The 11,646-nt window shown below is 73.5% G+C and carries 14 protein-coding genes; 9 read left to right on the top strand and 5 right to left on the bottom strand.

Features of this window, described 5'->3' with window-relative positions; translation table 11 throughout:
• Window positions 1–53 precede the first annotated feature (53 nt).
• Window positions 54–800 carry a cellulose-binding domain-containing protein gene (locus tag NFX44_RS30025; protein WP_262286963.1) on the top strand — a complete coding sequence of 249 codons (747 nt, stop codon included), beginning with the start codon at window positions 54–56 and terminating at the stop codon, window positions 798–800.
• A 16-nt stretch (window positions 801–816) separates the two neighbouring features.
• Here the strand turns inward: NFX44_RS30025 and NFX44_RS30030 are convergent, their stop codons facing one another.
• Window positions 817–1,197: a thiol-disulfide oxidoreductase DCC family protein gene (locus NFX44_RS30030; protein WP_262286964.1), complete on the bottom strand. Its 381-nt coding sequence runs from the start codon at window positions 1,195–1,197 to the stop codon at window positions 817–819.
• 92 nt (window positions 1,198–1,289) lie between these two features.
• Here NFX44_RS30030 and NFX44_RS30035 point away from each other — a divergent pair, with 92 nt between their 5' ends.
• Together NFX44_RS30035 and NFX44_RS30040 are read left to right on the top strand one after the other, a co-directional pair.
• Entirely contained in the window at window positions 1,290–3,326 is a 2,037-nt protein-coding gene (locus tag NFX44_RS30035; RefSeq protein WP_262287030.1) for an intein-containing Rv2578c family radical SAM protein, read from the top strand.
• Window positions 3,327–3,370: 44 nt separating this feature from the next.
• The gene (locus tag NFX44_RS30040) at window positions 3,371–3,778 is read left to right on the top strand and encodes a CoA-binding protein (RefSeq protein ID WP_262286965.1); all 408 of its coding nucleotides are present in this window, start codon (window positions 3,371–3,373) and stop codon (window positions 3,776–3,778) included.
• On the opposite strand, the gene NFX44_RS30045 is transcribed toward NFX44_RS30040, so the two are convergent.
• Window positions 3,738–4,391 (bottom strand): TetR/AcrR family transcriptional regulator, encoded by a 654-nt coding sequence (locus NFX44_RS30045; RefSeq protein WP_262286966.1) that lies wholly within the window; start codon window positions 4,389–4,391, stop codon window positions 3,738–3,740. The two genes, NFX44_RS30040 and NFX44_RS30045, sit on opposite strands and share 41 nt — an antisense overlap.
• Window positions 4,392–4,480: 89 nt before the next feature.
• Here NFX44_RS30045 and NFX44_RS30050 point away from each other — a divergent pair, with 89 nt between their 5' ends.
• Window positions 4,481–5,164: a hypothetical protein gene (locus NFX44_RS30050; protein WP_262286967.1), complete on the top strand. Its 684-nt coding sequence runs from the start codon at window positions 4,481–4,483 to the stop codon at window positions 5,162–5,164.
• Window positions 5,165–5,217: 53 nt separating this feature from the next.
• Here the strand turns inward: NFX44_RS30050 and NFX44_RS30055 are convergent, their stop codons facing one another.
• Window positions 5,218–6,414, bottom strand: coding sequence for an acyl-CoA dehydrogenase family protein (locus tag NFX44_RS30055; protein WP_262286968.1), 1,197 nt, complete (start codon window positions 6,412–6,414; stop codon window positions 5,218–5,220).
• Between the two features lie 181 nt (window positions 6,415–6,595).
• Here NFX44_RS30055 and NFX44_RS30060 point away from each other — a divergent pair, with 181 nt between their 5' ends.
• Complete coding sequence (locus NFX44_RS30060; RefSeq protein ID WP_262286969.1) at window positions 6,596–7,030, top strand: DUF4190 domain-containing protein; 435 nt, start codon at window positions 6,596–6,598, stop codon at window positions 7,028–7,030.
• Between the two features lie 20 nt (window positions 7,031–7,050).
• On the opposite strand, the gene NFX44_RS30065 is transcribed toward NFX44_RS30060, so the two are convergent.
• Entirely contained in the window at window positions 7,051–7,941 is an 891-nt protein-coding gene (locus NFX44_RS30065) for an SDR family NAD(P)-dependent oxidoreductase (protein WP_151463936.1), read from the bottom strand.
• A 114-nt stretch (window positions 7,942–8,055) separates the two neighbouring features.
• On the opposite strand from NFX44_RS30065, the gene NFX44_RS30070 reads away from it, so the two are divergent.
• Window positions 8,056–8,619 (top strand): DUF4190 domain-containing protein, encoded by a 564-nt coding sequence (locus NFX44_RS30070; RefSeq protein WP_262286970.1) that lies wholly within the window; start codon window positions 8,056–8,058, stop codon window positions 8,617–8,619.
• Between the two features lie 56 nt (window positions 8,620–8,675).
• On the opposite strand, the gene NFX44_RS30075 is transcribed toward NFX44_RS30070, so the two are convergent.
• Entirely contained in the window at window positions 8,676–9,632 is a 957-nt protein-coding gene (locus tag NFX44_RS30075; RefSeq protein ID WP_262286971.1) for a CoA ester lyase, read from the bottom strand.
• A 127-nt stretch (window positions 9,633–9,759) separates the two neighbouring features.
• On the opposite strand from NFX44_RS30075, the gene NFX44_RS30080 reads away from it, so the two are divergent.
• From NFX44_RS30080 to NFX44_RS30090, 3 genes are all read left to right on the top strand, one after another.
• On the top strand, window positions 9,760–10,584 hold the full coding sequence (locus NFX44_RS30080; protein WP_262286972.1) for an SDR family NAD(P)-dependent oxidoreductase: 825 nt from the start codon (window positions 9,760–9,762) through the stop codon (window positions 10,582–10,584).
• Window positions 10,585–10,633: 49 nt separating this feature from the next.
• Window positions 10,634–10,924: a hypothetical protein gene (locus tag NFX44_RS30085; protein ID WP_262286973.1), complete on the top strand. Its 291-nt coding sequence runs from the start codon at window positions 10,634–10,636 to the stop codon at window positions 10,922–10,924.
• Window positions 10,925–10,998: 74 nt separating this feature from the next.
• Window positions 10,999–11,643 carry a hypothetical protein gene (locus tag NFX44_RS30090; protein ID WP_262286974.1) on the top strand — a complete coding sequence of 215 codons (645 nt, stop codon included), beginning with the start codon at window positions 10,999–11,001 and terminating at the stop codon, window positions 11,641–11,643.
• The last annotated feature ends 3 nt before the right edge of the window (window positions 11,644–11,646 follow it).

An 11,646-nucleotide genomic window follows, 5' to 3' on the forward strand; every position in this document is an offset into this window, starting at 1 on the left:
GCCCGGAGACCGCGGCCTCCGGCCCGATGGACGACCTGAAGGGGGAAGGCCCAGTGCCGGCACCACCGTCCCCGCCACGGCGGACCCTGCCGCTCATCCTGTTGGACGGGCTCGTCGCCGCGGTCGGTGCCGTGCGTCGCGCTCTCGTCGGCCGGCGTGACGGCTCGCGACTCGCGTTCGTGGCGATCGCCGCCTCGCTGGGGGTGCTGCTGGCGACGGCGTACTCGATCGTCACGGTGCTGCGCACGCCGGAGCGGCTGAGCCCGGTGGCCGTCGGGCCGGCCGGCAGCGTGCCGGCGACCGGCCCGGTGGCGACCGGGACGCCGGAGGAGCGGCCGGAGCCAAACGACGCCACCCCGCGGACGTCCACACCGCCGGTGACCACGGCGGCACCCGGGGCCCCCGTCCCGCCGGCCGCACGGCCCTCGGCCGGGGCGCCGTCGCCGACCACCCCGGCGCCACCGCCACCCGTCCCGCTGGGAGCCGCCTTCGCCGTCGAGGACAACGCCCTGCTCAGCTACGGCGCCGCGGTGACGATCGACAATCCGGGTACGGAGCCGGCACCGGCCTGGACCCTCGTGGTCGTGCTGCCCCGCGACTCGCTCCGGGTCACCTCCGTCACCGGGGCCCGGGCCAGCCGGGACGGCGCGACGTGGACGTTCGTGCCGGACGGGGACACCGGCCGGGTGCCGGGCGGCGGCACGGTGCGCGTCACGTTCCGGGTGACCGGCGCGGCGATCAGCGCCACGCCCACGGCGTGCACCATCGACGGTGCCGCCTGCGCGGGCCTGCGGGACTGACCGGCGGGTCGGCGCCTCAGTCGCGGGCGGCGGACGGGACCGCGCAGGCCGCGGTGCCGCCGGGCAGGCGGTGGCGGTTGCGGGCCACCCAGCGGTACGCGGGCCAGGCGGCGGCGCGTACCGGGGGGAACCGGAGACCGGCCCCGGCGGTCCGCCAGAGCGGGTTGCTGTCGCCGAGCAGCCGGGCGATGGCGTCCGGGCCCGCGGCGCGTACGCCGTCCGCGCCGACCCACTGCACCGCCTCGTCGCACTCGGCGACGGTCAGGCCGAGCGCGTCGAGGTCGGCGAACTGCCAGGGCAGCACCCGGGCGCGGGTCGGGATCCACCGCTCGATGATCCGCGCGCACTTGGTGCAGAACGCGCAGTCGCCGTCGTAGACGAAGGTCGACGTCTCCATGCCCCCATCCTGCACCCCGCCGTGCCCACTCCGGTGGCCGGTGTCCGGCGGGTCACTTGCGCTTCGTTCGTACGCGTGTTCGAATGAAGCACATGCGCTGGGACAACCTCTCCGCTCCCCCGGACGAGGGGACTCCCGACGGGGCAGCGCCGGCGGCTCCACCCCTGCCGCTGGCGCTCCCCGGCGCGATCGCCCGCACGTTCGACACCCCCGGCTTCGCCGGCATGACCTTCTACGAGGTGCGGGCCAAGTCGATCATCAATCGGGTGCCGGGCCAGTCCCGCGTCCCGTTCGAGTGGACGATCAACCCCTACCGCGGCTGCTCCCACGCGTGTGTGTACTGCGTCGCTGGTGAAACACCGATCCTCATGGCCGACGGGCGCACGAAGCCGATTAGCGAGCTGGCGGTCGGCGACCGGATCTACGGCACCGAGCGGCGGGGCGCCTACCGGCACTACGTGGTCACCACCGTGCGGGCCAAGTGGTCGACGGTGAAGCGGGCCCACCGGGTGACGCTGGAGGACGGCACCACGCTGGTCGCCAGCGGCGACCACCGGTTCCTCACCGAGCGCGGCTGGAAGCACGTGACCGGCAGCATGCGGGGTGGCGGCCGGCGGCCCTACCTGACCACCCGCAACCGCCTGCTCGGCACGGGCGGGTTCGCCTCCGCCCCGAAGCGCTCGGCCGACTACCGGCGGGGCTACCTCTGCGCGCTGGTGCGCGACGCCGACCATCCGGGCAGCCGCTTCCGGCTGGCCACGGCCGACGAGGAGGCGCTGGAGCGCGCGGAGCGGTTCCTCGCCGACGCCGGGATCGGCGCGGAGCGGGTGGCCGGCCCGCCGGTCCGCGCCGCCCGCCGGTCGACGACCCCGATCCGCACCGCCCGTCCCGGCGACGCCGAGGCGGTCGCCGGGCTGATCCGTCCCGACGACGAGCCGACCGACGACTGGTGGCTGGGCTTCCTGGCCGGCACCTTCGACGCCGCCGGCAGTTGCCGGCGGGGCGTGTTCCGGATCACGGTGGGCGACGACGGGGGCCTGCGCCGGGCGGCCACCGCCCTGGACCGGTTCGGCTTCCGGTGGGCGCTCGACGACCCGGGCAACCTCAACCGGGCCCGCCAGCTCCGGCTGACCGGTGGCCTGCCGGAGCGGCTGCGCTTCTTCCACCTGACCGACCCGGCGGTCACCCGCAAGCGTTCGATCGAGGGCATGGCGCTCAAGTGCCGGGCCCGGCTGCGGGTGGCGAGCATCGAGGATCTCGGGCTGGAGCTTCCGCTCTGGGACATCACCACCGGCACCGGTGACTTCATCGCCAACGGGGTGGTCAGCCACAACTGCTTCGCCCGCAACACGCACACCTACCTCGACCTCGACGCCGGCGCGGACTTCGACCGGAAGGTGATCGTCAAGGTCAACGCCGGCGAGTTGGTCCGCCGTGAGCTGGCCGCGCCGAAGTGGCGCGGTGCGCACATCGCCATGGGCACCAACGTGGACTGCTACCAGCGGGCCGAGGGGCGCTACGAGCTCATGCCGCAGATCCTCGCGGCGCTGCGCGACTTCGCCAACCCGTTCTCCATCCTGACCAAGGGCACCCTGCTGCTGCGGGACCTGCCGCTGCTGCGCCAGGCCGCCGAGGTGACCCGGGTCGGGTTGTCCTACTCGGTGGGGTTCGTGGACGAGGCGCTGTGGCGGGCCGTCGAGCCGGGCACGCCGAGCCCGCGTCGCCGCCTCGACGCCGTCCGCCGGCTCACCGACGCCGGCTTCTCCGTCGGGGTGCTCATGGCGCCGATCCTGCCGGGGCTCAGCGACGACGACGAGTCGATCGACGCGACGGTCGCCGCGGTCGCCGCGTCCGGGGCCACCAGCGTCACCCCGCTGCCGCTGCACCTGCGCCCCGGCGCCCGCGAGTGGTACGCGCGCTGGCTGGCCCGCGAGTTCCCGCACCTGGTCCCCCGCTACCGGCAGCTCTACCAGGCCGGGGCGTACGCGCCGCAGGCCTACCAGCGGGAGGTGACCGCGCGGGTGCGGATGGCGGCCCGCCGGCACGGGCTGCACCGGGGCGAGGTCGGCGACAACCGGCAGCTGCCCGAGCCGCCCGCCCCGGCGGCCGAGCAGCTGTCCCTGCTGTGACCGGGAGCGCGGCCGTCCGCCGCCGGCGGGGCTAGGCTCGGCTGATGCGTTCCGCCCAGCAGATCCTCGCCGACTCCGCCGTGATCGCCGTCGTGGGCGCGTCCCGCGACCCGAGCAAGGCCGCGCACCGCGTGCCGCTGGAGATGCAGCGGCACGGTTGGCGGATCATCCCGGTGAACCCGACCGTGGACGAGCTGTTCGGCGAGAAGGCGTACCCGTCGCTGGCCGACATCCCGCACCCGGTCGACCTGGTCGACGTGTTCCGCCCGGCCCGTGACGCCGTCGAGGTGGTCCGGCAGGCCGTGGCGATCGGCGCGCCGGCGGTCTGGTTGCAGCTCGGGATCTTCTCGGCCGAGGCGCGGCGGATCGCCGAGGAGGCGGGGATCGACTACGTCGAGGACCGCTGCCTCATCATCGAGCGGGCCGCCGGGGGCCTGTCGCGGCGCGGCTAGCGTCGGCCCCGGTCGGGGGACGATCAGCCTCGGGGCCGAAGAGCAGGTCGAGCTGGGTGTCGAGGGCGGCCAGCGCGGTCTCCGGCGGGTAGTGCCCGCCGAGCAGGTAGATGCCGAGGCCCTCCAGCACGGCGAGCAACCCGACCGCGGCCCGCTCCGGGTCCACCCCGGGGTGGGCTCCGGCCCGGATCTGGCCGGCGACGAACCCGAGCAGCGCGGCCGTCTCGTCGTGCAGCGCGGCGGCGACGGCGGGGCGTACGGCGGTGTAGGCCAGGAACGCGAGCGCGACCCGGCCGTCGGCGCGGCGCTCCTCGTCGAGGGGCAGCAGCTCGGCCAGCATGGTCCGCAGCAGGGTCCGGGGTGCCGGCGTCGCGCCGAGCGCCCCGATCGCCCGGGTCACCCGGCTCTCGTTGCGTTCCCGGACCACGGCGAGCGCGAAGGTCATCATCTCGTCCCGGGTGCGGAAGTAGTGCTGCACCATCCCGGCGCTGACCCCGGCCGCGGCGGCCACGTGCCGGAGGCTGACCGCCTCCAGACCCTGCTCGGCCGCGACCCGCATCAGCGCGTCCGCGATCAGCGCCCGGCGCTCCCGGTGGTCGACCCGCTTCGGCATTCCCCCATGCTTTCACAATACGATCGCATTGACACGTCGCCCGCGAGCGTTTACGTTGCAACTGCAATGCAAAAGGAAGGTGGCGGGGGATGGCACAGATCGACGTGGTCCGGCTGGCCCGCCGGGCGGTCGCGTACGAGTGGGGCATGTGGCGCAGCCTGGCCCGGTGGGTCCTGCGGCGGCCCCACCCGGTGGCGCCGGGCGGGGAGACGTTCGCCTACGCCGGCGTGGTGCAGCCGATCCTCGGCGTGTTCATCGCGCTGTCGGCCCTCGAGATCCCGGTCCTCGACCTGATCCTCCGCCACACCGTCGGCTGGCCGACGGTCCGGCACGCGTTCATCGTGCTCGGCGTCTGGGGCGTGCTGTGGATGGTCGGCCTGCTCGCCAGCCTCCGGATCCACCCGCACGTCGTCGACGACACCGGCCTGCGGATCCGCAACGGCATCTCCCTCGACGTGCTGATCCCGTGGGCCGCCGTCGCCCGGATGGAGGCGCGCTACCGGTCGCTGCCGTCCAGCCGCGCGGTGCAGTACGACCCGGACGACCCGGCGGTGCTGAACCTCGGCGTCGGCAGCCAGACCGCGATCGACGTGGTGCTGCGGGAGCCGCTGTCGGTGCGCCTGCCGAAGGGACCGAGCGAGCCGGTCCGGGAGATCCGGCTGTACGCCGACGACCCGAAGGCCCTGGTGGCCCGTGCCCGCCGGCACCTCCTCCCGACGGGCGCGGCGGCGGGCGACTCCCCCGGGAGCCCGGGCTCGCAACTCCGGCGTTGAGCGCGGCCCCTTCCGCTACGCCAGGCGTCCGGAAGGGGCCCCTCAGCACCGGCTCAGAGCTTGTACTCCTTGAGCAGGCCGCGGGAGATGATCGTCTTCTGGATCTCCGAGGTGCCCTCGCCGATCAGCAGGAAGGGCGCTTCCCGCATGAGCCGCTCGATCTCGTACTCCTTGGAGTAGCCGTAGCCGCCGTGGATGCGGAACGCCTCCTGGACGACCTCGGCGCAGTACTCCGAGGCGAGCAGCTTGGCCATCCCGGCCTCGACGTCGTTGCGCTGGCCGGCGTCCTTGAGCCGGGCCGCGTTGACCATGAGGGCGTGGGCGGCCTCGATCTTCGTGCCCATCTCGGCGAGCTTGAACGCGACGGCCTGGTGCCTGGCCAGGGGCTGGCCGAAGGTGCGGCGCTGTTGGGCGTACGCGACGGCCAGCTCGAACGCGCGGATCGAGATGCCGCAGGCGCGGGCCGCCACGTTGACCCGGCCGACCTCGATGCCGTCCATCATCTGGTAGAAGCCGCGGCCGACCTTCTCCTCGCCGCCGAGCACCGCCGAGGCGGGAACGGTGACGCCGTCGAGCACCATCTCGGTGGTCTCGACGCCCTTGTAGCCCATCTTGTCGATCTTGCCGGGGATGGTCAGGCCGGGGGCGGTCTCGCCGAAGCCGGGCTCCTTCTCCAGCAGGAAGGTGCTCATGTTGCCGTAGACCGAGTCGGCCCCGGTGTCGGTCTTGACCAGGGTGGCGACCACCGAGGAGTAGGCGCCGTTGGTCAGCCACATCTTCTGGCCGTTGAGCACGTAGTTGTCGCCGTCGCGGACCGCCTTCGACTTGATCGCCGAGACGTCGGAGCCGCACTCGGGCTCCGACATCGAGAAGGCGCCGCGCACCTCGCCGGTGGCCATCCGGGGCAGCAGCCGGGCCTTCTGGTCGGCCGAGCCGTGCTGCGAGATCAGGTACGCCACGATGAAGTGGGTGTTGACGATGCCGGAGATCGACATCCAGCCCCGGGACAGCTCCTCGACCACGAGGGCGTAGGTCAGCAGGGACTCGCCGAGACCCCCGTACTCCTCGTCGATGGTCAGGCCGAACAGCCCCATCTCGCGCATCCCGTCGAGGATGTCGGTGGGGTACTCGTCGGCGTGCTCCAGCCGCTGGGCGTGCGGGATGATCTCCTTGTCGGCGAACTCCCGGACGGTTTCCAGGATCGACCGCTGCACGTCGGTCAGGCCGGGCGTCTGGGCGAGTCGGGCCATCTCAGCCTCCGGGGGATCGGCGCATTACTCGTGGGTAACTGAACGCTGGGTCAGTATCGGCCCCGGGACCGGCGGAGCCAAGGTGACCAGTCCACACAACCGCTGTGAAAAGGTTCACCGCTGCGGGTAGCGTCCGCAAGAGAGAAGGCCGTCGACCTGCGACGAAGGGGCGAGGAGGGACGTGAGCCAACCACCCGGTGAGCCCGACCAGCCACCGTCGCCGTACGAGCCGCCGGCCTACGGCCAGCCGTACGGGGACCCGCAGCAGCAGCCGCACTGGGGGCACCAGCCGCCCGGTGGCGGCCAGCCGCCCTACGCCCCGCAACCCCCGTACGGCCAGTACGGGCCGCCCGGCCCCGGCCCACAGCCGCGCGGCGGCGGACCGAACGTGCTCGCCATCCTGTCGCTGGTCTTCGCCTTCGTCTTCGCCCCGGCCGGCATCGTCTGCGGCCACCTGGCCAAGCGGCAGATCCGGCGGACCGGCGAGGAGGGCGACCAGCTCGCCACCTGGGGGCTGATCCTCAGCTACATCTTCACCGCGATCGGCCTGCTGGTCTGCTGCGGCTGGATCGGCCTGGCCATCTGGGCCAACTCGGACAACGGCAACTCCTACTGACCCTCGGCACCCGCTGACGGTCAGCGGAACTCGGCCTCCCGGACGCTGTTGCCGCCGTCGACCACCAGCATCTGCCCGGTGATGTAGGAGGCCGCCGGCGAGCAGAGGAAGGCGATGGCCGCGGCCACCTCGTCCGGCGTGCCGGGGCGGCCGACCGGGGTGCCGAGGCCCTGCTTGATCTCGACCATGGTGGACGCCGCGGTGTGGATGATGCCCGGCGCCACCGCGTTCACGGTCACCCCGTCGGCGATCATCTCCATGGCCAGCGCCCGGGTCAGCCCGACCACACCGGCCTTCGCCGCGGCGTAGGCGGCCTCGGTGGGCAGCGCGTTGACCGGCCCGGCGGTGGCCGCCAGGTTGACGATCCGCCCCCAGCCCCGCTCGGCCATCCCGCTGATGAACGCGCGGCTGCACAGGAACGCCGTGGTCAGGTTGCGGTCGATCTCGCCGCGCCACTCGTCGTAGGTCAGCTGGGCCACCGGCCGCAGCACCTCCGGGCTGGCCCGGCTCGCCAGGCCGGCATTGTTGACCAGCACCTCGACGTCGCCGAGCTGCTCGGCCACCGCGTCGGCGAGCGCGCCCACCTCGGACTCGTCGGTGAGGTCCGCGACGAAGCCGGTGACGCCCAGCTCGCCGGCCCGGTCGTGGATCCGCCGGGTGGTGGAGACGATCGCCACCCGGGCGCCCAGGTCGGCGAGGCGGCGCGCCGTCGCGTACCCGATGCCGTCCGGACTGCCCGCGCCGGTGACCAGCGCGACACGGCCGTCCAGGCGCATGGTGGCCGGCTCCTCCAGCGGTGCCGGCTGGTCCTGGTCGGCGGAGCCCGCCGGTGCGCCGCCGCGGGGCCGGCGCACCAGGCCCGGCCGGCTGACGTCCCGTCGAGACCGACCACCGCGCGCGTCAAGTGCCATGCCGCGATCCTGCCCGCTGTGGACGTTCCGGGCAACGCGGCACCCGGAAAGGGGTCCCTGCGACTTGCCCGCCGGTGGCTACCCTGACCGCACCACGTCCATGGAGATGATCTGATGACCTATTCCCCACCGCCCGGTGGTTGGCACGACCCGTCGGCGGCCGGGCCACAGTCGAGTCCTCCGGTCGACCCGACGCTGCCGATGGCCGGCAACCCCATCCCGACCCAGCCGACCTCGGCGGACCCGTACGCGCCCGCCGACCCCTACGCCGTCGCGAAGTCCCCCGATCCGTACGCCGCGCCCGGCTACCCGCCGCCCGGCAACCCGTACGCCGCGCCCGGCTACCCGCCGGCCGGCGACCCCTACGCCGTGGCCGGCTACCCGCCGGCGGCGTACCCCGGCTACGCGCCCCCGTCCAGCAAGACGAACACCCTGGCCATCGTGGCGCTGGTGCTCTCGCTGGTCGGCTTCACCTCCTGCATCACCGCCCCGGTCGGCGCGATCATGGGCCACGTCGCCCGGAAGCAGATCCGGCAGACCGGCGAGCAGGGCGAGGGCATGGCGAAGGCCGCCATCATCGTGGGCTGGATCCTCACCGCCCTGCTGGTACTGCTGATCATCTTCTACGTCGTGATGATCGTCATTGCCATCAACTCGGACAGCTCCAGCAGCTACTGACGCGGACGGGCCGCCCCGGTCGGCCGGGGCGGCCCGTCGCGGTCAACGGCTCGCGGTCACTCCACGGGCGGGGTGAACGACGAGGTGCGGCTCACGCCGGCGGCCCGGCCCTTGGCGGCGACGACCAGCGCCATCTTGCGGGACGCCTCGTCGATCATCTCGTCGCCGAGCATCACGGCGCCGAGCTTCCCGCCCGCCTCCGAGGTGTACCAGTCGTACGCGTCGAGGATCAGCTCGGCGTGGTCGTAGTCGGCCTGGGCCGGGGAGTAGACCTCGTTGGCCGCGTCGATCTGGCCGGGGTGCAGCACCCACTTGCCGTCGAAGCCCAGCGCGGCCGAGCGCTTCGCCACCTCGCGGAACGCGTCGGTGTCCCGGATCTGCAGGAACGGGCCGTCGATGGCCTGCTTGTCGTGCATCCGGGCGGCCATCAGGATCCGCATGAGGATGTAGTGGTAGGGGTCGCCCGGGTAGTCCGGGATCAGCGCACCGACCACCAGCGACTTCATGTTGATCGAGGCCATGAAGTCGGCCGGGCCGAAGATGATCGTCTCGACCCGGGGCGAGGCGGCCGCGATCGCGTCGACGTTGACCAGGCCGGCCGCGTTCTCGATCTGCGCCTCGATGCCGATCCGGCCGACCTCCAGGCCGAGCGTCTTCTCGATCTGGGTGAGCAGCAGGTCCAGCCAGTGCACCTGCTCGGCGTTCTGCACCTTCGGCAGCATGATGCAGTCCAGGTTGGCCCCGGCGCCCTCGACCACCTCGATGACGTCCCGGTAGGTCCACGCCGTGGTCAGGTCGTTCACCCGGACCACCCGGGTCTTGCCGGCCCAGTCGCCCTCGTTCAGCGCGGCGACGATGTTCTTCCGGGCGTCCGGCTTGGCCAGCGGCGCGACCGCGTCCTCCAGGTCGAGGAAGACCTGGTCGGCGGGGAGGCCCTGGGCCTTGCCGAGCATCTTGACGCTGGAGCCGGGTACCGCCAGGCAGGACCGGCGGGGGCGACCGACTGCGGCCATGGGTGCGCTCCTTCCAGCGTCCGCGGGCACGCCGACGCCACCAGGTGGAAGACGAGAAACTTAACGATCCCAAAGGGGCGTTGTGACGCCACGGTAACCTCGTGCCGTGACCGGGGTGAATGGACCTGTGGAAGATCTCACTGAGCGTCGGACCGTGGTGGTGACCGGCGCCAGCTCGGGCATCGGCCTCGCCGCCGCGGTCGACCTGGCGCGACGCGGCGACCGCGTGGTACTTGTCGGCCGGGATCCGGCCCGGCTGCGCGCCGCCGGTGAACGGCTCCGGGAGTGCTGCGGCGAGCAACCCGAGCTGTTCCGCGCCGACTTCGCCGTGCTGGACGACGTACGCGGGCTCGCCGAGCGGCTGCGCGCCGCGTACGACCGGATCGACGTGCTGGCCAACAACGCCGGGGCGATCGTGCTCCAGCCGGTCACCACGGTCGACGGCTTCGAGCTGAGCATGCAGGCCAACCACCTGGCGCCCTTCCTGCTCAGCAACCTGTTGCGGGACCGGGTCGGCCGGATGGTGGTGACCGCCTCGGGCGCGCACCGCAGCGGTGTGCTCGACCCCGACGATCTCAACGCCGCGCTGCGCCGCTACCGGCCCATGCGCGCGTACGGGACCAGCAAGCAGGCGAACATCCTGTTCGCCGCCGAGGCGGCCCGGCGCTGGCCGGAGATGCCGGCGCACTCGTTCCACCCGGGCGTCGTGCGGACCCGGTTCGGCAACGAGAGCCGGCTGGTCGCCCTCGGCATGCGGCTGCTGCCGTTCCGCAGCCCGGAGCGGGGCGCGGAGACCCTGGTCTGGCTGGCCAACCAGGAGCCGGCCCGGCTGGTCGACGGCGGCTACTACGCCGACCGGCGGCTCCGCCGGCCACTGCCCAAGGCCAGCGATCCGGCCCTCGCCGCCCGGCTCTGGACGGCCAGCGCCAGGGCCGTCGGGATCGACGCCTGATCCGTTTCCGGGCCGCCCGGGCTGGCCGGACGCTGCGATACTCCGCCGCATGACCGAACCGACGGAAGTGCCCCTGCTGGTCGCCCTGGTCGACCTGAGCGCCGACCCCGAGGCCGGCCGCCGGTACGAGGACGCCGTGCTCGCCCTGCTCGGACGGCACGGCGGGCGGTTGGAGCGGCGGCTGCGCACGGGGGACGGGACGACCGAGGTGCACGTGATCCGGTTCGCCGCGCGGGCCGGCTATGAGGCCTTCATGGCGGACCCGGAGCGGCTGGCGCTGCGGGCCGCGCTGGGCGACAGCGCCCCCACCACCCGGGTCCTCGACGTCCACGACGTCTGACCTTCCCACTTCATCACGGCGGCCGGCCGAGGACAAGACTTGATCTTGGTCTCGGCCGCCAGCAGGGTCGAGGCATGGACTTCGATCCGCTCGCCACCGCGCGGCAGGCCCTCTGGATCGGTGGCGCCCAGTGGGCCGGCAAGACCACTCTCGCCGTCACCCTGGCGCTGCGCCACGGCCTGACCGCGTACCTCTACGACCGGCACGACGCCCGCGGGCACGAGGACCGGCGGGTGGCCGACCGGGTCCGCCGCGGCGACCCGCCCGCCGGGCCCGAGCCGGACGCGGTCTGGGTGGACCCCGGCCCGGAGCGGATGGCGGCCGAGACGCTGGCCGGGTTCCCGCGCCGGTTCGCCTGGGTGCTGGACGACCTCAGCGCGCTGGTCAGCGGCCGCCGGGTCGTCGCCGAGGGTTGGGGGCTGCGGCCGGAACTGGTCGCCCCGGTCGTCGAGTCGACCGGGCAGATGGTCGTGCTGGTGCCGACACCGGAGTTCCGCGCGTACCAGGTGACGAGGCTGCCCCGGGCGGCCGCGCGCCACCCCGGGGTGCGCGACCCGGAACGGGCCTGGCGCAACCGGATCGCCCGCGACGAACTGGTCGCGGCCGACGCCGTGGCCCGGGCCCGGGACCTGGGGATCCGGGTGGTCGAGGTGGACGGGAGCCGGGACGCCGAGGCGGTCGCCGCGCTGGTGGCCGACCACTTCGCGGCGTACCTGTGACGC

The organism is Micromonospora sp. MA102 (genome assembly GCF_025460765.1).
GTDB lineage: Bacteria > Actinomycetota > Actinomycetes > Mycobacteriales > Micromonosporaceae > Micromonospora > Micromonospora halotolerans.

Excerpts from the sequence above, each read along its gene's own strand:
- NFX44_RS30065 (WP_151463936.1), bottom strand. The coding sequence starts at position 7,941 with ATGGCACTTGACGCGCGCGGTGGTCGGTCTCGACGGGACGTCAGCCGG.
- NFX44_RS30075 (WP_262286971.1), bottom strand. The coding sequence starts at position 9,632 with ATGGCCGCAGTCGGTCGCCCCCGCCGGTCCTGCCTGGCGGTACCCGGC.
- NFX44_RS30085 (WP_262286973.1), top strand. The coding sequence starts at position 10,634 with ATGACCGAACCGACGGAAGTGCCCCTGCTGGTCGCCCTGGTCGACCTG.
- NFX44_RS30070 (WP_262286970.1), top strand. The coding sequence starts at position 8,056 with ATGACCTATTCCCCACCGCCCGGTGGTTGGCACGACCCGTCGGCGGCC.
- NFX44_RS30040 (WP_262286965.1), top strand. The coding sequence starts at position 3,371 with ATGCGTTCCGCCCAGCAGATCCTCGCCGACTCCGCCGTGATCGCCGTC.
- NFX44_RS30045 (WP_262286966.1), bottom strand. The coding sequence starts at position 4,391 with ATGCCGAAGCGGGTCGACCACCGGGAGCGCCGGGCGCTGATCGCGGAC.
- NFX44_RS30030 (WP_262286964.1), bottom strand. The coding sequence starts at position 1,197 with ATGGAGACGTCGACCTTCGTCTACGACGGCGACTGCGCGTTCTGCACC.
- NFX44_RS30035 (WP_262287030.1), top strand. The coding sequence starts at position 1,290 with ATGCGCTGGGACAACCTCTCCGCTCCCCCGGACGAGGGGACTCCCGAC.
- NFX44_RS30055 (WP_262286968.1), bottom strand. The coding sequence starts at position 6,414 with ATGGCCCGACTCGCCCAGACGCCCGGCCTGACCGACGTGCAGCGGTCG.
- NFX44_RS30090 (WP_262286974.1), top strand. The coding sequence starts at position 10,999 with ATGGACTTCGATCCGCTCGCCACCGCGCGGCAGGCCCTCTGGATCGGT.
- NFX44_RS30050 (WP_262286967.1), top strand. The coding sequence starts at position 4,481 with ATGGCACAGATCGACGTGGTCCGGCTGGCCCGCCGGGCGGTCGCGTAC.